The 17,919-nt window shown below is 62.9% G+C and carries 18 protein-coding genes; 10 read left to right on the top strand and 8 right to left on the bottom strand.

The annotated features are described in order from the left end of the window. Positions 1–5: 5 nt before the first annotated feature. Entirely contained in the window at positions 6–1,319 is a 1,314-nt protein-coding gene (locus tag ACDC67_RS03360) for an amidohydrolase family protein (RefSeq protein WP_376690604.1), read from the bottom strand. A gap of 102 nt (positions 1,320–1,421) precedes the next feature. Further along, a complete protein-coding gene (arfB, locus tag ACDC67_RS03365) occupies positions 1,422–1,844 on the bottom strand; it encodes an alternative ribosome rescue aminoacyl-tRNA hydrolase ArfB (RefSeq protein ID WP_376690606.1) in 423 nt (140 codons plus the stop codon). Positions 1,845–1,937: 93 nt separating this feature from the next. On the opposite strand from arfB, the gene ACDC67_RS03370 reads away from it, so the two are divergent. The 8 genes from ACDC67_RS03370 to ACDC67_RS03405 all read left to right on the top strand — a co-directional run bounded on the left by ACDC67_RS03370 (position 1,938) and on the right by ACDC67_RS03405 (position 7,376). Then, positions 1,938–3,377: a sensor domain-containing diguanylate cyclase gene (locus tag ACDC67_RS03370; RefSeq protein WP_376690608.1), complete on the top strand. Its 1,440-nt coding sequence runs from the start codon at positions 1,938–1,940 to the stop codon at positions 3,375–3,377. Between the two features lie 6 nt (positions 3,378–3,383). Continuing rightward, entirely contained in the window at positions 3,384–3,728 is a 345-nt protein-coding gene (locus ACDC67_RS03375) for a DUF6122 family protein (RefSeq protein ID WP_376690610.1), read from the top strand. Positions 3,729–3,930: 202 nt separating this feature from the next. Next, complete coding sequence (locus tag ACDC67_RS03380) at positions 3,931–4,512, top strand: beta-class carbonic anhydrase (protein ID WP_376690611.1); 582 nt, start codon at positions 3,931–3,933, stop codon at positions 4,510–4,512. Between the two features lie 26 nt (positions 4,513–4,538). Then, the gene (locus ACDC67_RS03385; RefSeq protein WP_376690612.1) at positions 4,539–4,928 is read left to right on the top strand and encodes a hypothetical protein; all 390 of its coding nucleotides are present in this window, start codon (positions 4,539–4,541) and stop codon (positions 4,926–4,928) included. Between the two features lie 461 nt (positions 4,929–5,389). Continuing rightward, entirely contained in the window at positions 5,390–5,977 is a 588-nt protein-coding gene (locus ACDC67_RS03390) for a DUF2569 domain-containing protein (RefSeq protein WP_376690613.1), read from the top strand. A gap of 182 nt (positions 5,978–6,159) precedes the next feature. Continuing rightward, positions 6,160–6,669: a DUF421 domain-containing protein gene (locus ACDC67_RS03395; RefSeq protein WP_376690614.1), complete on the top strand. Its 510-nt coding sequence runs from the start codon at positions 6,160–6,162 to the stop codon at positions 6,667–6,669. A gap of 204 nt (positions 6,670–6,873) precedes the next feature. Next, entirely contained in the window at positions 6,874–7,116 is a 243-nt protein-coding gene (locus ACDC67_RS03400; RefSeq protein ID WP_376690615.1) for a type II toxin-antitoxin system Phd/YefM family antitoxin, read from the top strand. Beyond that, positions 7,113–7,376, top strand: a complete 264-nt coding sequence (locus tag ACDC67_RS03405; RefSeq protein ID WP_376690616.1) for a Txe/YoeB family addiction module toxin — start codon at positions 7,113–7,115, stop codon at positions 7,374–7,376. The genes ACDC67_RS03400 and ACDC67_RS03405 overlap by 4 nt, the downstream gene beginning before the upstream one ends. 48 nt (positions 7,377–7,424) lie before the next feature. Here ACDC67_RS03405 and ACDC67_RS03410 read toward each other — a convergent pair whose 3' ends face one another. From ACDC67_RS03410 to ACDC67_RS03435, 6 genes are all read right to left on the bottom strand, one after another. Beyond that, the gene (locus ACDC67_RS03410; protein WP_376690618.1) at positions 7,425–8,252 is read right to left on the bottom strand and encodes a MipA/OmpV family protein; all 828 of its coding nucleotides are present in this window, start codon (positions 8,250–8,252) and stop codon (positions 7,425–7,427) included. A 147-nt stretch (positions 8,253–8,399) separates the two neighbouring features. Continuing rightward, positions 8,400–9,125 (bottom strand): sulfite exporter TauE/SafE family protein, encoded by a 726-nt coding sequence (locus ACDC67_RS03415; protein ID WP_376690620.1) that lies wholly within the window; start codon positions 9,123–9,125, stop codon positions 8,400–8,402. Next, positions 9,125–9,910 carry an SDR family oxidoreductase gene (locus ACDC67_RS03420; protein ID WP_376690622.1) on the bottom strand — a complete coding sequence of 262 codons (786 nt, stop codon included), beginning with the start codon at positions 9,908–9,910 and terminating at the stop codon, positions 9,125–9,127. The genes ACDC67_RS03415 and ACDC67_RS03420 overlap by 1 nt, the downstream gene beginning before the upstream one ends. Further along, positions 9,907–10,842 (bottom strand): SDR family oxidoreductase, encoded by a 936-nt coding sequence (locus tag ACDC67_RS03425; protein WP_376690623.1) that lies wholly within the window; start codon positions 10,840–10,842, stop codon positions 9,907–9,909. The genes ACDC67_RS03420 and ACDC67_RS03425 overlap by 4 nt, the downstream gene beginning before the upstream one ends. Then, complete coding sequence (locus tag ACDC67_RS03430) at positions 10,839–11,756, bottom strand: bile acid:sodium symporter family protein (protein WP_376690625.1); 918 nt, start codon at positions 11,754–11,756, stop codon at positions 10,839–10,841. The genes ACDC67_RS03425 and ACDC67_RS03430 overlap by 4 nt, the downstream gene beginning before the upstream one ends. 21 nt (positions 11,757–11,777) lie before the next feature. Further along, positions 11,778–13,526, bottom strand: a complete 1,749-nt coding sequence (locus tag ACDC67_RS03435; protein ID WP_376690627.1) for a thiamine pyrophosphate-binding protein — start codon at positions 13,524–13,526, stop codon at positions 11,778–11,780. 174 nt (positions 13,527–13,700) lie between these two features. Between ACDC67_RS03435 and ACDC67_RS03440 the strand changes: the two genes are divergently transcribed. Continuing rightward, positions 13,701–14,615, top strand: coding sequence for a hypothetical protein (locus ACDC67_RS03440; protein WP_376690629.1), 915 nt, complete (start codon positions 13,701–13,703; stop codon positions 14,613–14,615). Between the two features lie 212 nt (positions 14,616–14,827). Beyond that, complete coding sequence (locus ACDC67_RS03445) at positions 14,828–17,908, top strand: efflux RND transporter permease subunit (RefSeq protein WP_376690631.1); 3,081 nt, start codon at positions 14,828–14,830, stop codon at positions 17,906–17,908. The last annotated feature ends 11 nt before the right edge of the window (positions 17,909–17,919 follow it).

Here is a 17,919-nt window from a genome sequence, read left to right on the forward strand (position 1 = left end):
CGTCCTCATTGCGCGTCTCCATGGCCGTGGCCGTGAATATGACCGTTGCCGTCGTCGTCCGACAGCGCGTTGAAGCCTCCTTCGGCGACCCGGCGGTCGTCGGCATCGTCGAGGTCGAAGCGCCGTTTGCCTTCCACCCAGGTTTCGAGCACGCGGGTGTAGACGCTGAACGGGTCGCCGGAGAGGATCACGAAGTCGGCGTCCTTGCCGGGCGTGAGCGTGCCCACCCGATCGGCCATGTCGAGCATCTCGGCGCCGCGGATGGTCAGCGACTCCAACGCGGCCTGGCGCGACATGCCGGCACGGATGGCCATCGCGGCCATGCGCAGGAAGTAGCGCGAGTCGGTCACCCAGTCGTCGGTATGCAGCGCGACGCTGGCGCCGGCGCGCTCGAGCGCGGGGGCCGAATCGGCCAGAAGGTTTCTGGCTTCGAGCTTGCCGCCGGGGCTATCGATCAGGATCAGCGAGACCGGCACATCGGCGGCGGCGATCTCGTCGGCGACGCGGTAGGCCTCGGAAGTGTGATGGAGCACCATGCGGAAGCCGAACTCTTCCTTCAGCCGCATGGCGGTCATCAGATCGTCGTGGCGATGGCTGTGGAAGTGCACCATGCGCTTGCCGCTGAGCACTTCACCGAGCGCTTCCATGCCCAGGTCGCGCGGCGGTGCTTCGCCTTCTTCGGCGGCATCGGCCTTCTCGACGTATTCCTGCGCCTTGATGTAGGCCGCGCGCACCAGGGCGGCGGATTTCGCCCGCGTGCCGGGGAAGGGCGCATCGCGCATCGGGTTGGTACCGTTGGCCATCTTCATGCCGCCCATGATCCCGCCGTCGTCGAAACGGTAGGCCAGGTCGGTGATCGCGTTGCCGTCGCGCAGCTTCAAATACACCGTCTGGCCGCTGATGAGGTGACCGGATCCGGGCATCACGTTGACGCTCGTGATGCCGCCGGACAGCGCGCGCTTGATGCCGGAGCTGCGCACGTTGACCGAATCCATCGCCCGGGCCTCGGGCTGGATCGGGCCGGAGCGGTCGGCGCCTGAGACCTCGCCGATATGGCTGTGGGTGTCGACGATGCCGGGCATGATCACTGCACCTGCTTCCAGTTCGGTGACTTCGGCCTCATCCGGAATGGTGATCTCGTCGCGGGCACCGACGGCGCCGATCGCGCCGTCGATGACAAGCAGGGTGCCGCCGTCGATCGGATCACCATCGACCGGAATGATCGTCGCGCCGACGAAAGCGCGTGTTTCCGCCAGCAGGGCAGACGGGACTGCGAGCAGCAGCAAAATTGCCGCCAGCCCATGTGAAAGGCTTCTCAAGGGGGACTCCTTCAAGTAATTGCGCAAGTTCTACAAAATGGCAGAGGTGGCCGCGCAATGCAATTGACGGCGCTGAATGAATGCATTCACCGCGTCAATGACCTACTCGTCCAGCTTCGGCGGTTTCCGCGCTCGCTTGATTTCCTTGTGTCGCTGCTTCTTCTTTTTCCAGCGTTTCTTGGCCGAACGGCTCGGTCGGGTCGGAATGCGCTTTTTCGGCTTGTGGTGGGCCTTCTCGATCAGCTCGGCCAGGCGCTCGCGCGCTTCCTCGCGATTGCGGTGCTGGCTGCGGTGGCTTTTGGCCTCGATCGTGATTACGCCGTCGGTATCGGCGCGCCGGCCCGCCAGGTCGAGCAGGCGGACCTTGACCGGCTGGGGCAGGAAGTCGGAATTGACGACGTCGTATCGCAGTTGTACCCCGGTTTCGGTGCGATTGACATGTTGACCGCCGGGTCCGCCGGCCAGAATGAACTGTTCTTCCAGTTCCTTTTCCGGGGGCAGGAATCGGTTGGGCGTTGCAGGCATCGGTAATTTCCTTTAGATTCTGGCGCCAGTGTAAGGGGAACCCGCCCGTGGGCCGGAGCGGCAACCCGCCTCCATGGGCCTGCCGGGTTGATCATGCTGCCAGCTAGAAATCGTTTCGTCATCGCGCTGCTCGCCCTGCTGGGGTCGGGTTTCCTGCTGATCAGCGTGCTCAGCTACTTCGTGGCCGAGCATTCGATGGACGAGCGCATTGCCGGCGAAATCCTGCCGCTGACCAGCGACAACGTCTATTCCGAGATCGAGCGTGATTTGCTGCGGTCGATCCTCATTTCCTCCCTGATGGCCAACGATACCTTCGTCCGGGACTGGATCACGGCCGGGGAGGAAAGCCCCGATGCCATCGTTCGCTACCTGCGCGAGATCCAGCGAGAGTACGGCACGACAACGGCGTTCTTCGTCTCCGAGGACACGCACAACTACTATCACCCCACAGGCATCATCAAGCAGGTCGCTTCCGACGATCCGGCCGACGGCTGGTATTTCCGGGCGCGCCGGATGACCGACGACTACGAGATCAACATCGACCACGACACGGCAGACCGCACTCGCCTGAGTATCTTCGTCAACTACCGCGTCGTCGACGGTCAGGGCCAGTTCCTGGGCCTGACCGGTATCGGACTGGCCGTCGAGCAGGTCGTCGAGCTGATCGAATCCTACGAACGGCGCTACAGCCGCGACATCTATTTCGTCGACCGTGACGGCGCCGTTACCCTGGCAAGCGACCAGGACGACTCGCACCCGGACCTGCAGGAGCGGCCGGGACTGGCGCAGTTCGCCACGCGGATCCTTGCCAACCCCAGCACGTCCCTGACGTACCACAGCGATCAGGGCGAGACTGTGTTTCTCAACAGCCGGCTGGTGCCCGAGTTCGGCTGGTACCTGATCGTCGAACAGAGCAAGAACGAAGCCGAGGGCCAGCTCCTGCGTACGCTCGGGGTCAACATCATCCTGGCCCTGACGATTACAGGCCTGATCCTCGGCCTGGTCTATGTCACGCTCAACCGCTACCAGCGCCGTCTCGAGCAGATGGCTACCACCGACAAGCTCACCGGCGCTGCCAACCGCCACGTCTTTCAGATGTTGTTCAGCCAGGTCGTTGGCAATGCACGTCGGCGCAACGAGGGCATTGCCTTGATGTGCATCGATCTCGACGGCTTCAAGCCCATCAACGATCGCTATGGCCACCAGGCCGGGGATGGGGTGCTGCGCCAGTTTGCCGGTGTGGTCAACAGCATCCTTCGCGAGTCCGACACCCTGTGTCGCTGGGGCGGGGATGAGTTCCTGGTACTCATGGCCGGCTGCAATGCCAGCCAGGCTGCGGGTGTTGCCGAAAAGATTCGCCGCACCGTCGAAGAACGCAGCTTCACGTACAACGGCAAGAGTGTCGATCTCACCATCAGTATCGGTGTGACCGAAGTCGCCATGGAAGATGCCATGGAGTCGGCTGTTGCCCGCGCCGACCAGGCGCTGTACCAGGCCAAGGAAGCCGGGCGAAATCGCGTCGCCAGTCTTTAGGTGGGCATGATCCACATCGCCCTGCACTTCATCGTGCCGCTGCTGGCGGCCGTTACTTTCTACAGCGGGCGATGGCAAAGCGCTGTCATGATCATGATCGCCACCATGCTGGTCGATATCGACCACCTGCTGGCCGATCCGGTCTACGATCCGGAGCGTTGCTCCATCGGTTTTCACCCGCTCCACACGCTGCCCGCGATCGCCATCTACGCGGCCCTGTTCGTGCTTCCGATGTTCTGGCGCCGGAAGGACGCCGCTGAGGACCTGCAGCCCAGCGCCCGAGTCATTCACCTGGTCGGCCTGGGCCTGCTGATTCACATGGCACTGGATTGGGTGGATTGTTTCACTTGATTCAGGTGGAATGGGGGTGTGTCTTGTGCAACGACTTGAGCAATTCGGGTGGCGCGCCCGGTCCACAGAACCGGTTCGGTTCAAGACAAGCCGGAGGATGCCCCTGACTTTCACGGCGAATTAAGGCTGTTCTGTCTAACATGCAAGTGTTGCAGCAACAACGCCATCCCGGGCCAGCAAGTCACTCCTCAGGAGCCATGAAATGACCAAAGTGCTTGAACAAGTCCTGTCGGCCAATGCCGGCTACGCAGAGAACTTCGGCGACAAGGGTGATTTGCCGATGCCGCCGGCCAGGCAGTTTGCCATCCTGACCTGCATGGATGCGCGCCTGGATCCGGCCAAGTACGCCGGCCTGGCAGAAGGCGATGCTCACGTCATTCGCAACGCCGGCGGCCGAGCGAGCGACGACGCCATCCGTTCCCTGGTGATTTCCTACAAGTTGCTGGGTACGCGGGAGTGGTTCGTCATTCACCACACCGACTGCGGCATGGAGACGTTCGACAACGAGACGATGGGTGAACTGCTGGCCGGTAGCCTGAAGACATCAACCGTGGATGAGAACGGCTGGCACGACAGCAATGCCGGTGGCGGGACGACAGGCGGCAAGTTCGTCAACTGGCTGACCATCAGCGACAATGCCCGGAGCGTGGTCGACGACGTGGCGCGAATCAGGAACAATTCCATGGTACCCGCGGACATTCCGATCCATGGCTACATCTACGATTGCAAGACCGGCAAGCTGATTGAGGTGCCTGAAGCGACCGACGCGGGCAAAGTGAGCTGAAGCCTGCCCGTCGGCGGCCGCAACGCATGAACAACACGATCCGAATACTGGTTACCGCGTTTGCCGCAGTGGCGGTTTACTTTCTTGCCTACTGGCTGCCGCTGCTGCTGGTTGCCTGGGAAGGTTACCTCTGGCTGGCTCCATTCGTGGCGCTGCTGTGCGCGATCGCGGCGGGGCGATACGTCTGGCGTTCACTGGGCCCGGAAGGCGCAGGCGGCCCACTGCCGAGCATGCTGATCGGCGCATCGGTTCTCGGCGGGCTGGGCTTCGTCATCGGCTTCTTCGGGCCATTGATCCTTGCCCCGGAGGCCAACCAGGGCCCGTTGCTCGGAATCTTCATTACCGGACCGCTCGGCATCGTGCTGGGTGCCGTAGCGGGCTTCTTCTACGGGCTGCGCCGGGGTGGCAGGGGTTAGAGCATGGGCCTTGAACGGTATTCCTGTCGGTGCTTCCGCAGTTGACCGGGTGTTGACGGGATCTCGAAGTCCGAGTCTGGCATGGCTGGAAGGGAGAGTGCGCATTAAGGCGGATCTCGTCGCCGAGGAAGACTGGGCGGCCATCCAGGAGACGCTGTTTCTGCTACCAGTACCCGGAATGCGCAATCCCGACTCTGCGCCACCGGCTGGCAGAGGTTCCTGAAAATCCGGCCGGCTTGCAAGCTTCGGTCGCTTGAAGCAGTATCGTCTCCATGGCGCTGGCAGGCAGCAAGTTTGACGGTGTTCCCGTTTGTCCTTCACCGCGGCAGTCATTGCGTTACCGACTTCACTCCGATTGATCGGGCCGGGAGACTCGAGCTGTGTGCAATGGAAGTTCTCATTCCTGATCGGGGAGCGAAGGGGCGTTTTGAATTCATTGGGTGGATCGAGGGAGTAGTCAGATGCAAGAGAACAGAGGGCCCGAGGGGCTTGGTGGGTGGCTGATTCTTGTCGGAATCGGAATTGTTGTGGGGCCATTTCGCATGGCCTTCATCATGCTGGAGACTTATCGGGAGCTCGGCGCAAACGGTACTTGGGAAATCCTGACAACCCAGGGCTCCGGGTTCTATTACCCGGAGCTGGCGGCACTGATCGTCGTCGAAATGGTGGTCAACCTGGCTATTCTCGCGGCGTCGGTGTACGTCGCTTATCTCTTCTTTACAAAGCGCCGAAGTCTTCCGGCGTGGTATATCGGCGTCGCTGTGTTTTCCCTGGTGTTCGTGCTTGTCGATGCGATCGTCGTCTCGGCAATGCTTCCGGACATGCCGTTGCTGGATTCCGAAACCGCAAGGGAGATGGGTAGGTCGCTCATCCAGGTCTGCGTCTGGGTGCCCTACATGCTGGTGTCCAAACGGGTCAAGAACACCTTCGTGAACGGCCCGGGTGGCAGCGGAGAGGTGCGGCTTGAACAAGACCGGGCCGATGTGGTTGAACCAGCGGCACCGGCACGATCGGGCGGTGCTGTGAGTCCCGCCGACTCCGGACGATAATCGACTATGGCGCTCTAGCGAGGCCTGGGGCCATGCGAATATCGAGCTGGTCGCTTCGCGCTCCGGAAAGCGGACCCTAGAATATTCCCGTTAGCGGCGGCCGCGCCCACGATCTTCCCGAGTGGGCTGCAAATTTTTGGGAGTAGACTTCCCTCATACCCGCTACCTTCAGGAGGTCGACCGTGATCGATGAAATTGTGGAAGGAATCAAGTGGATTCTTGGGCTAGATGCCAATGATCTGAACGTCTATCAAATGGCCGCACGGGCCGTTCTCGCATATCCGGTCGGTATTGCCTTCGTGCGCCTGGGCGAGAAGCGGTTCATCGGCAAGATTACGGCCTTCGACGTGATCATGGGCATCGTCATCGGGTCGATCCTGGCGCGAGCCATAACCGGCGGTGCACCCTTCCTGGCCAGCCTGGGTGCGGGGCTGGTGTTGGTAACACTTCACTACCTGTTTGCCGTGCTGTCCTACCACGTCGATTGGTTCGGCGGGATCGTCAAGGGCTCGGGTCGCACTCTGGTCGAGGACGGCAAAGTCCTGTGGGAGGCAATGCGAAAGAGCCATATCAGCGAGCGCGACCTGATGAGCGCGGTACGCGAGAACGGCGGCATAGACAGACTCGACAACGTCAAGCTGGCGCGGATGGAGCGAAGCGGTAACATCAGCGTGGTTGCCGCCGGTAAGTAGGGCCGCTCTTTGCAGCGTGCAGCAGCGCTACAGGCCGCACGCTGCTACTGGAGCAGCCTCCGATCAGCAGAAAAGTCGCAGCTAGCCGGGTGTTGACGCGTTCTAGAAGAACGGAGTTGGCGATGGCGTGAAAGGAAAGTACGTATTGACGCACGTACGTGATGGCGTACAATTTAGGTGATCGACCACTCTGAGGCACCTGACATGGCGGGTATTACAGCCACCGAGGCACGCAGCAATCTCTATCGACTGATCGACGAAGCGGCCGAGTCCCACAAACCGATCGTGATTACCGGCAAGCGAAACAAGGCGGTTCTCGTCGCCGAGGAGGACTGGGAGGCCATCCAGGAGACGCTCTTTCTGCTATCCGTTCCCGGAATGCGCGAATCCATCCGGGAGGGGATGGCCACCCCCGTTGACGAGTGCGATGAGGAACTCGACTGGTGACCTGGAAGCTTGTCTACACCAGACAGGCCCAGAAGGACGCCAGTAAACTCGCATCCAGCGGTTTGAAGCCCAAAGCCCAAGAGTTGCTTGCGCTAATTGCTGAAGATCCGCTCCGACGACCGCCGCCCTTCGAAAAACTCGTCGGTGACCTTGCCGGCGCCTATTCGCGCCGCATCAATATCCAGCACCGCCTGGTATATCAGGTGCTCGAGGATCAGAAAGTCGTCAAAGTGCTGCGGCTATGGAGCCACTACGAATAGCTCGGCATCCAACAGTCTGTCTTGGACAGTCCGTGTGGACAACCTACACTAGAATACGTAAATGAATCCGATGCCTACCTCGGCTTCATAGTTGTTGCGTGCGATTGGGCTATCCGCAACGTCGCTACCATAGCGCTCATACAGCGCCTCGCCGAAAATCTGCCAATTCTCGTTGATGTAGTTGCGATAACTGTAGTTGACGCCAATCGAGCGGAATCCGCCGCTCAGATCGGTCTCGTTGAGTCCCGATGCGGCTGACTGCAATGCGTTGATGCCAAAATCTCTATTGGCACGCTCGCTATCGTGAAAAACGGCAACGATACCGATTTCTGAACCGCTTCCGTCCTTCCGTTCGCCGAAGCGGCGCCCTACACCGAAGATACCAAGGTTTCCGTTTTCGCCGGTTACAACTCGACCATCCAGCCAATAGCGCCAATCGGCATTGAACGCGCGACGGGTTTGCAGTACGACTTCAATCCCCTCATCCGTGTCGCCGAGTCCATCCAGGCGACCGTCGTCGGAATCGCTTTCTTCACGACCTTCATCGAAGGCCACGGCGGCGTCGAAAAACCACGTATCAGCACGAAGGCCACGCCACCCCAGCGCCTCACCGGCCCAGTAGAAAATGTCATCACCCCTGCGCCATTGTGCTGCACCGGCAGGCTGGACTTCGAAGCCGAATTCATCCGACCCTTCGTAGGCCGATTCGTATTCCACACCCAGGCCCAGCCCGAAGCCCCAGCCATCCTCACCCCTTGTGAAGTCGTCGACGGAGGGCAAGGGCACCAAGGCCGCTTCCTGGTCCTGAGCTGATGCTGTCTGAAAGAAGAGGGTCTGTACGAATGCCACCAACAGAAGACCTGAAACCTTTTTCATTTGAAGTACGCTCTAACCTATGAGGTGGCGTAATTTCCCAGAGTGTTTGTGAGGTTTTCGTGATTGGGCCACACACAATCATGTTGCGATCTACGTGGTCGATTCTGAATGCGTTTTGCTACCTGGTCTTGTCGCTGCGGCGAGGCGCTATCGAACAACCAGCGCGACCCCGGTAACGATCAACATCACGTAGACCACCTGCCTGAACCGGCGTTCATCCAGTCGGTGGTGCAGGAATTCCCCCAGGAAATAGCCCGTCGCGAGTACCGGCAGGTACATCGCTACCTTCGGTAACGCTGGAATCAGCGTCCCGTCGAGCACAAAGGCGACGGTCAGGCCGAGATTCAGGCTGAACCATACTGTGACCAGCGTCGCCCTGAGGCTGCCTTTGTCGAGATGCTTGCCCGCCATGGCGTAGACCAGCAGCGGTCCGCCGGAAGCGAACAGTCCGTGGGTGATGCCGGCGGCGAAGGTCAGGATTCGGCTCAGCCACGGGGGATGGCGGTGACTCGGCACGTGTTTGACCAGGCGCCAGAGTTCCCGTGAGGCGAACCAGATGATCAGCACGCCGAGCAGCATCTTGAGCAGGCTCTCGCCCAGCCAGGGGCGCAGGAAGTAGCCGGCCAGTGTTCCGGCGGCCATCAGTGGCAGGACGAGCTTCAGCAGAAACGCCTTGTCGATGTGGTGGCGGTTTTTCCAGGCGATGGTGCCGGTCATGAAGATGTTCAGGGGCACCAGCACGGGGAGCATGCTGGCAATCGGTAGCAGCAGGGCGCCCAGGGACAGGGCGATGACGATCGAGCCGAAGCCGGTGATGGCTTCGATGGTCGACGAGAGCAGGATGCACACGCCCAGCCAGAACCACGGGAGCATCAGTGCAGGTCTCCCTGGAATTTGCGGCGGATCAGTTTCAGGTACAGGCCGGGCATGAGTCGCCACAGCAGACTGCCGATTCTCGACAGGCGGTCGGGGTAGAGCCAGGGTTTGCGTTTCTCGGCGGCGCGGACAATGCGCTCGGCCATCCAGTTGGCGTCCTTCTGTTTGCCGATGCGGCTCTGGGCGTGGCGGGCCGGTTGGCCGTCGGCGCCCAGGGCGTTGGCTTCGATGTCGGTCTTGAGGAAGCTGGGGTAGACCATCAGCACGTGGATGCCGTCGTCGGCCAGTTCCAAGCGCAGCACCTCGAAGAACTGCGTCAGCGCCGACTTGGCCGCACCGTAAGCCGCGCGGCCGGGCAGGGGCATCCAGCCGGCCATCGAGCCGATGTTGACGATCTGGCCCTTCGATTCGCGCAGCAGGGGCAGGGCGGCCAGGGTGAGCTCGATCGGCGCTTGCCAGTCTACGGCCATAACCTTGCGGAAGACTTCCGGATCGGTGCGGTGCGCGGGCGAGCGGTGGGTGATGCCGGCGTTGTTGATGAGGATATCGAGTCGGCCGAATGTTTCCCGTGTGGCTGCAGCCAGTTCGGCGATGGCCTCGGCATCGGTGACATCCATGGCCCGGGTAACCACGCGCTCGGGTGCGGCCAGCGCGTGCTCGAGTGCCTTCAGCCGTTTCTCGTCCAGGTCGGCCAGGACCAGTTGGTCGCCAGCGTCAAAATAGCGTTGTGCCAGTGCGCGTCCCAGGCCCCCGGCAGCACCCGTGATCAACACGACCTTCATTCGGCGGGTTTGCCCATGGCGTGCTCGGCAAAGTAGTCGAAGGTCTCCGCCGAGGTTTTCTTCGGCGTGTAGCCGAATTCTTCCTTGAGTCGGCGGTTGGCCAGCACCGGGCGGTAACGCAGGAAGTCGATCTGCTCCGGGCCGGTCGGCTTGCCCAGCCACTTGGCGATTTGCAGCCCGGCCTTGACCAGGCCGACGGGCAGGGTGAGCGTGGGCTTGCCCAGGCGGCGGGCGATCTCGCGCATGTTCAGCGCGCCGTCGCCGGCCAGGTTATAGATGCCATTTGCGTCCTCGCGAATACCTTTCTCGAGGATCTCGAGCACGTCCTCGTCCCAGATGAAGACGAAGGGCGAGTCATGGCCTTTCAGGACCAGGATGCGGCGGGCGGTGAACAGGGCGGTGATCTGGTTGCGGGTGTCCGTACCCAGCACCGTGCCGGGGCGCAGGACGAGCTGTTTCAGTTCCGGGTGGAGCTTGCGGTGGCGGGCCAGCAGTTCCTCGACCTGGCGCTTGTGGTCGGCGTAGGCAAAGGTCTCGTTGCCCCTGAGCGGATCGTCCTCGTCGAGCCAGTCCGGGTTGTCGGCGTGGTAGCCGTAGGCCGCGCCCGAGCTGGTGACGGTCAGGTGCTGCACGCCGGTTTCGATGCAGGCCTGCACGACATTGCGCGTGCCGCCGACGTCGATCTCGAAATCGCGCTGGCGGTCGCTGGAGGCCTGCAGCACCGAGGCCAGGTGCACGACGTGGGTGATAGCGCGACGTTGCATGAGGTCGGCCAGGCTTCTCGAACGGATATCAAGTACTTGCAGCGGAAATCTCAAGTCGTCGCGCTCGCGGATATCGGTGCCGTAGACCTCGAAATCGTGGGCCAGGCGGTTGCCGAGCTGGTGGCCGATATAACCGGCCGCGCCGGTGATCAGGATGCGCTTGCTCATGCTGCCTCCTCCGCGGACCTTGTGGGCGCTTCGGTCGGCTCGGGCGGCGGGCGCCGTGCCCAGATCTGCGCCAGGGTGATGCCGGCGATAAGGTGCCACACGCCCCAGAAGCCGGCGATGAGCAGCATGCCGCCAGCCTCGGGGAAGAAGGTGAACAGGATGACCAGGCCCAGGGCGGAGTTCTGGATGCCGACTTCCATGGTCACCGCGCGCCGGTCGGCGATCGGCACCTTGAGCAGCGTGGCCATGCCGAAGCCGAGGCAAAAGGCGAGCAGGTTGTGGCCGACCACCAGCCACACAAAGGTGTGAAATTTCGCCAGGAAGGTACTGAAATTCATGGCGAAAGCGATGCCGGCAAAAGCCAGCAGCACCAGCAGGGAAAAGATCCGAAGTGGCGTCTCGCTCTTCTCGGCCAGCTTCGGCCAGCGCCGGCCGGTGAGCATGCCCAGCAGCAGCGGAATGCCCAGTACCAGCACGACCAGCATCAGGATATTGCCGGGGTCGAGGTGAATCTCGGTGAGGTAGCCGCGCGTGTAGGGGTTGAGCCAGCCGTAGAAGGCGAAGTTCAGCGGCGTGAGCAGGATGGCCGCCAGGCTGGACACCGCCGTCATCGACACCGACACGGCCACCGAACCGCGCGCCATGAAGGTCATGATGTTGGAGAAGTTGCCGCCGGGGCAGGCGGCGATCAGGATCATGCCCAGGGCGATTTCGGGGTCGAGTCGCAAGGCCCAGGTGACCGCGCAGGTTGCGGCCGGCAGGAGCAGGAATTGCGCCACCAGCCCCGCCGCGGGCGCCACCGGCTTGATGATCACGCGGGTGAAGTCGGCCGGGCGCAGGCGAAGGGCCACGCCGAACATCATCAGCGCCAGAATGGCGTTGAGCAGGATCAGGCTGTCGGGATCGAAGCGCACCGGACTGATTTCCCCCTCTCCTCAGCCTTTGGGTTCTTCGTGCATTTTCTTGAAATGCAGGAGCCCCGGTGCCCACATATGCTTGACCGGATCGACGTCGACATGCACGACGGCGCAGCCGCCGTACTCGATGGCCCGCCTCAGCGCGCCCTCGAGGTCGGCCGCGTCGGCCACGCGCTCGCCGTGTGCGCCCATCGCCTCGGCCACCTTGTCGAAGGCGATCTCGCCCAGGTCGGCCTTGATGGTTTCTTCGGGTCTGAGCGACTTGAACATGAGGGTTTTCAGTGGCCTGAGCGAGAACTGTTGATTCATCTTCACCATGCCCCACTGCTTGTCGCACAGCACGATGTAGACCACCTTGAGTTTGTTGCGTACGGCGGTTTCGATTTCCTGTGGATGAAAGCCGAAGGCACCGTCGCCGATGATGCAGCACACCGGCTTGTCGGGCCGGGCCACGGCCGCGCCGATGGCCTGCGCCACGCCGGCGCCGAGCATGCCGAATTTGAAGGTCGACAGCACGCGGTTGGGTATCCGGGCGCGGTGGTAGAACATCGCCCAGATGGCGGTGTTGCCGCCGTCGGCCACGATGGGGGAGTCGGCGTCGAAGACCTTGTTGCAGATGCTGGCTACATGCGCCGGATGCATGGGGACTTCTTTGTGCTCCAGGGCCTTGTTCCAGTCGGCGCGGTCGGATTCCATCGTCTTGCCGTAGCCGGACACCCGCTGACGGCGCGCGTCCATGTTGGTGGACTTGCGCTCGGCCAGCGCCCGGGCCAGGGCATCGAGGAATTTGCCGATATCGGCCTGGATGGCCAGGTCGGCCGGCTTGTTGAGGCCCAGCATATTGGCGTCGAGGTCGACCTGGATGGTGGTCTGCTCGCCTGGTTTTCTCCAATAGGGTGGCTTGCCCCACCAGTCGGTCTCGCCCACGCGCGAGCCCAGGATCAGCACGGTATCGGCCTCGTTGCGCACCTGGTGGTTGAGCTTGACGTGCGGCATCGGCATGGCCAGGGGCGAGTCTTCGCCGATCACGCCGCGTGCGGCCCAGCTTGTCGTGACCGGCGCGTGGAGCTGTTCGGCCACGCGCTCGAGCGCGCCGAAGGCCTGCGCGTGGATGACGCCGCTGCCGGCGTGGATCATGGGTGCCTCGGCCCGGCAGAGTAGCTCGGCGGCCTGCTCGACCTGTTCGGGCGTGGGCGAGGTCGGCTCGGTGTTGCGGTACTTTTTCGGTTCCCAAAGCGACGGCAGTGCCTTGAACTTGCCGTTCATGATGGTTTCGGGCACGTCGACGTGGACCACGCCCGGGCGACCGTCCCAACAGGCGCGGAAGGCCTTGCGCATCAATTCGGGCGCGCGCTCCCAGGAAGAAACCGCCTGCGAGTACTTGCCGATCTGCCCGATCACGCCGGCCTGGTTGAAGCACTGGTAGGCGCCGCCGCGGTCGGGATACATGATCTCGGGCCGGCGCGCGCTGGTAATCGCCAGCAGGCGGTTGCCTTCGGCCTGTTCGACGACCAGGCCCGGCAGCAGGTTGGCCACGCCCGGACCGTTGGAGGCCATGCACACGCCGAGCCGCCCGGTCAGTCGCGCGTAGGCACCGGCCATGTGCGCCGCGCAGGTCTCGTGGCGCGGGGTGACGATCTCGATGCCCAGCCGGTGAAGTGCCTCGTAGAACCCGAAGTAGGTGCCGTCGATGATGCCGAAGACCTTCTCGACGCCTTCGGCCTGGAGCATGCGGGCGATCAGTTCGCCACCGTAATGGTCGGCCATGGTGCTCAATACCTTGTGGAGTCTACGGCCAGTGTAGGGCATCCGTTTACCGCAAGGAACTCAAGCACGCGTCGGAGTAGACTCCAAGCAAAGGGGTTCGTCGTGTGGCTGCGGCCTGACTCGCGCCGCCATGCAGAAAGGAGCCGGACACACATGTCCCGATCGATCTTCCTCATGATCACTATCTTGATTCTCTTGACCAACGCCGCGGCGGCCCTCGCCCAGTCCAAGGTGCTTTTCCTGCGCGGCGCCGAACGCTCCGGTGGCTTCCTCGAGGCAGGCAATGACAACGAGCGCACCGAGCACCTTGCCGACATCTTCAATATGCAGACCTTCGGCGGCAACCACGGCTGGGGGGAGTTGCGCCTGGCGCTGGAGGATGCCGGCTTCGAAGTCGAGCAGATCACCGAAACGGCGGAGAACGCGAGCGGACCTTCCGACGGCATTGCCGTCGCGCTCGATGAGCTTCCCTTGTCGGACTACGACGTCATCGTATTCGGCTCCAATAACGCCGTTTACGACCAGGCCGCCATCGACGCGGCCGAAAGCTGGATTCGCGACGGCGGCGGCGCGCTGTTCATCTCGGATGCCAACTTCGGCAGCGACTGGGCCGACGCGCCGAACAGCGATCAACAGTTCCTCGACCGCTTCGGGCTGGTCATGAACCAGGATCAGGGCACCTACGTCCTCGAGCGCGGCCAGTCGGACTTCGACCAACCCGATCACCCGGTTCTCGATGGTGTGGAGGCTTTCGACGGTGAGGGCGTTTCGCCGATCGTCGCGCAGTCACAGGCTGCCGTTGTTGTCGGAGCGAAGGATCAGACGCGCGTAAACGAACCGCCATTCAGCGGCCAGAACCAAGGCGAGAGCCGCCCGGTCGGTCTGCTCGACGGTGCGCTGGTGGTCATCGAAGTCGACCTGGGTCGGATTGCCGGCCACTTCGATCGCAACACCTTTTTCAATCTCAACGGCGCTGGCACCGACATCAACCGCTTCGACAATCGAACCTACGCGATCAATCTTTTCGAGTGGTTGGCCGAGTCCTCGCCCGCGAGCGTCGTGTTCCGGGACCGGTTCGAGTTGGATTGAGGGACGGACGTCGGAGGACGGAAGGCGGAAGGCAGGAGTGCGTTGCGGTTGTTGACGCTGCGCATGGTTTGTCTGTTAATTCAATAGCTTGAAGTGATTCTTAAGCGCGTTTTCGGAATGATTCCGGATCCTTCGGCGCGATTTCAGGACTGATCGGGCGGCCGGGCGAATGATGGAGCCCACATTCATCACGCCGGAAACGGAATCGCGCCATGAACCTGTTCAAGTTATCCCATGCCAACCCGGTCGCCACGGTCGTGGTCTTTCTGATCGTTTGCATTCTGGGGCTGGCCGCGCTGGTCAAGCTGCCGGTGCAGCTCACGCCCAATCTCGAGCGGCCGCAGATCACCATTCTCAATTACTGGCGCTCGGCCGCGCCGGCCGAAATGGAAGCCGAACTGGTCGAGCCGCAGGAGAAAGTACTGCGTTCGATTTCCGGTGTGGAGACCATCCTGTCCTCGGTCCGCTCCGGCATGAGCATCACCAACCTTTCGTTCGAGGTCGGTACGGACATGCAGATGAAGCTCATGGACGTGATCAACGCCATGAACCAGGCACCGGCGCGTCCGCGCGACGCCGAAGAGCCGATCATCAGCCTGGGCGGGCTCGAGCAGCCGTTGGCCACGCTGCTGATTCGCAAGACCGCCGAAGGCGCCGACGGTGATTTCACCGCCGACCAGGAGTTGATCCGACAGACCGTTGAACCGGCGCTGCGCTCGATTCCCGGCGTGACCGATGTCGGGCTCAACAGCTTCCGCGAGCCGCAGCTCGAGATCGTCTTCGATCCCTACCGAATGGCGGCACTCGGCCTGCAACTCGACAGCCTGGTTGCGCGCATCCAGAGCGCGGGCAATGTGTCGGGCGGTTTCGCGCCGGTCGGACGGCGCGAGTACACGGTCCGCTTTGCCGGCCAGTATCCACTCGACGATTGGGCGCAGATGATCGTCGCCTACAACGACGGTCGGCCTGTGCGCCTGGGCGAAGTCGCCGAGATTCGCCAGGGCCACCAGCCCATGCGGGGCTTCGCCTATCGCGACGGCGACCCGGCCTTCTACATCCAGCTTTTTGCGACCACCGATGCCAACACCGTCGAGCTCATGACCGAGCTCAAGCAGCGCGTGGCCAGGATCAACGCCGAGCACCTGGACGCGGCCGATCTGGAGCTGATCCTCAGCTTCGATTCCTCCGAGCACATCAAGCGCGCCGTCGCCCTGGTCCAGGGCAACCTGGGCCTGGGCATCGCGCTGGCGATGGGGCTGCTGTACCTCATGCTGCGCGGCTGGCGTGCGACGATCCTGATTGCGCTGACCATTCCGGTTTCGCTGCTGGCCGCGCTGCTGATGCTCGACCTGCTCGGCCGCAGCCTCAACATCATCTCACTGGCTGGCCTGGCCTTCTCCGTGGGGCTGGTGCTCGACGCCGCGATCGTGGTGCAGGAAAATATCGTGCGCCTGCTCCAGCACGGTGAGGCACTGAAGCGGGCCGTCGTGAAAGGCACGGTCCAGGTGGCGCCGGCTCTGTTCGCTTCCACCCTGACCACGGTGGCGATCTTCACCCCCATCGTTTTCATGCAGGGGGTGGAAGGCCAGCTCTTCTTCGACCTTGCCGTCAGCATGGCCGTGGCCGTCTGCATCTCGATGCTCGGCGCCTTCTTCCTGGTGCCCGTGGTAGCCGGCATCTTTCTCAATACCGACGCCGATGGCGGCCAACCGCCGCGTTTCTGGCATCGCCTGGCGCGGCGCTACCTGGCGCTGGCCGGCAGTGACCGTCGTGCGCTGCTGTGGCTGATCGTGCTGGGCCCCGGCGCGGCGGCCCTGATCTGGGCACTCACGCCCGAGACGGACTTTCTGCCCGAGGCCAAATGGGAAGGCATCATGACGGTGTTCCTGACTCCGCCCGGCGCCAGCTACGAGACCCTGGAAAACGAGATCGGCCGCACCATCATGCGCCGGATCGAGCCCTACCGAACCGGCGAGAAATCGCCCGCCATCGCCGCCTACAACCTGGCGATGAGCGAGGGCGGCAAGATCCTGTTCGTCTACCCCGAAAATCCGCGCGACGTGCAACGGGTGCTCGAGCTGCTGCGCACGGAGATTCTGGCCGACCTGCCCGATACGCAGTCGGTTTCCTGGCAGTCCTCGCTGCTGAGCCTCAATATCGGCGGCAGTCGTTCGGTGTATCTGAACTTCAGCGGCGAGCTTGACGATGCCTCGCGAGAGGTGGCGGCTCAGACCATCCAGCGCATCGGCGAGATCATTCCCGGTGCGGCAGTGAGGCCCTTGCCGGGCCTGCGCGACGCCCAGCCGCAGCTGATGCTCACCCCCGACGATCACGCCTTTGCGCAGGCCGGTCTTGATCGCGGACAGGTCGCCAGCATGGTGCGCGCGGTCACCGGCGGGCTCTTCCTGGGCGAGCATTTCGACGGCAGCCGGCGCCAGGACATTATCCTTCGCGCGCCGCGCTGGAGCAGTCCCGAACAGCTCCAGGCCGTGCCCATGGCCACGCCACTGGCCGGTGTGCAGACCCTGGGCCAGCTTACGGTGGCCGAGCGCCGGGCAGGCCCGACCCAGCTGCGCCGCTACAACGGCGAGCGCGCGCTGACCCTGGCGATCACGCCGCCGGCCGACATGTCGCTGGAGGCGGCGCTCGAGGCGCTCGAGCCGATCGTGGCCGAGGCGCAGTCGCAGGTAAGCCCCGATGTTCACCTGTTTTTCTACGGCGGCTCCGACGACCTGGCCGACACGATCGAGACCATGAGCCGGAATTTCGGCTTCGCCGTGCTGGTGCTGTTCCTGCTCATGACGGCCCTCTTTCGTTCATCGCTCGACAGCCTGGTCGTGCTCGCCTCCATGCCGATGGCGCTGGCCGGTGGCGTGCTGGGCCTGTGCGCGCTCAACCTGTTCGCCTTCCAGTCGCTCGACCTGCTGACAATGATCGGTTTCGTGATTCTCATGGGCCTGGTGGTCAACAACGCCATCCTGCTGATCGACCGGGCCCGGCGCGGGCGGGAGGAAGGGCTTTCCGACGAGGAATCCATCCGCATGGCCGTCGAGACCCGCGTGCGCCCGATCTGGATGAGCACGCTCACCTCGGTGGTCGGCATGCTGCCCCTGGTGCTCGTGCCCGGCGTGGGCAGCGAAATCTACCGCGGCCTGGCCGTGGTCATCGTCGGCGGCATGCTCACCAGCACCCTGTTCACCGTCGTCTTCATGGCGGCCACCCTGCGCTTGCTCGCAAGGCTTCGTGCCCGCCGTGTCGGATTGCCCATTGACTCGGCTATTCAATCATCTTGAAAACAGGAGTT

The sequence above is a fragment of the Wenzhouxiangella indolica genome, from assembly GCF_042310355.1.
In the GTDB taxonomy this organism is placed as follows: domain Bacteria; phylum Pseudomonadota; class Gammaproteobacteria; order Xanthomonadales; family Wenzhouxiangellaceae; genus Wenzhouxiangella.